Source organism: Polaromonas sp. P3_C2, assembly GCF_056402675.1.
The window spans coordinates 1-1224 of record NZ_JBFUGX010000955.1 but is presented as its reverse complement, the minus strand read 5'-3'; the positions used below and the strand labels follow the sequence as shown (position 1 = coordinate 1224).

Here is a 1224-nt window from a genome sequence, read left to right as displayed (position 1 = left end):
CCCCCGTCTTGACCGGGCCGGCGGCGCTCTTCGGCTTGCGGCCGCGCTTGGCGCCGGTGGTAGTGGCAGGCGCGCTGCCTTCGGCTGCCGGGTTCTTGGGCGGGCGGCCGGGTTTCTTCTTCACGGGCACGTCGGCGGAGACGGCGAGGGGCTTGGCTTCAGGACTGGACTTGGTCGGCACGGCGGGGGCTTTCTTCAGGGGCAAATCGGAAATCGCGGATTTCGCGGTTTTCAGGGGGGCTTTGCTCACCAGGGCATTGGGTTTGCTGGGTTTAACAGATATGGCGTGTTTTCCCGGCTTTTCAACCTTGCCGCTTTTGGCGGCAGGCTTTGCGGCAGCCTTGGTTGCTGCTTTGACTGGAGGCTTGCCTGCGGGCCGGGCAGCAGCTTTGGGCGCTGCCTTGGCTTTGGGCTTTGCGGCAGCTTTGGGCTGCGCACCTTGCGGCTTCTTGGACGTGCTCGGCTTCTTCGGCTTGGCAGTAGGCATAGGACCTCCAGTTGTCGGGAATTGTTTTAAATATCGATCAGCTACCAGTAAACAAAAATGCGCCTTTGCGCCTGTACAAAGCACAGGCACGGTGACAAGAGTTCAGAGTCAAAACGAGAGGGCGGAAAACAGGCCGGGCAATGCCAAAGGCACATGGCGGCTTATTTTCCCGGGCAAGCTGTTTGGGCGAACATTTGGTGTGCAGTCCTTGCGGAAATTCCCTGGGGGAAGTGGCCGTCTCATCTGTGAGTTCCCCGAAGTTTCAGGGTGGCCGGGCCGGAGGTGCTGCTGTCGCGCTTGCCGTCGAAAATCGGATTATACCCTGTTGCCTGTTTTTTGGGCGATTTATATGGCCCAGAAACAGGGATTTTTCCGGAGGCCGGGCCCGCTCAGCGGGCCGGGTCGGTGGCGGTGGTTTTGAGGCTGGCGGCCAGTTCCAGGTAGCGCTGCCGGGCGGCCGGGTCGGTGGCGGCGCGAGCGGCCAGCTCGCTCATCTCGCGCTGGCGGTGCAGGCGCAGGAGCTGGTCCAGGATGCTCCGAACCTCATCCCAGTCACTTTCGATGCCTTCGGGAATCTGTGCGATCTGCGCTGTGGCGTGTCTTTCGTAAGGGTGGCCGCGCAGCCCTTCACGCAAGGCGGCCCAGGGCTGGGGTCCGTGCTCATGCAACTGGCTCTCCAGCCAGATGAAAAGCGGGCCGTGGGGCTCAGGCAACTCGACCAGTAAATGATGCTCTTC

2 pseudogenes are annotated in these 1224 nt (G+C 62.0%); both read right to left on the bottom strand.

The features are described 5' to 3' along the window. Positions 1 to 487 (bottom strand): annotated as a pseudogene (locus AC1DWI_RS23740) (RNA polymerase sigma factor RpoD); the annotation flags it as partial. A gap of 389 nt (positions 488 to 876) precedes the next feature. Further along, a pseudogene (locus tag AC1DWI_RS23735) lies at positions 877 to 1224 on the bottom strand (DNA primase); the annotation flags it as partial.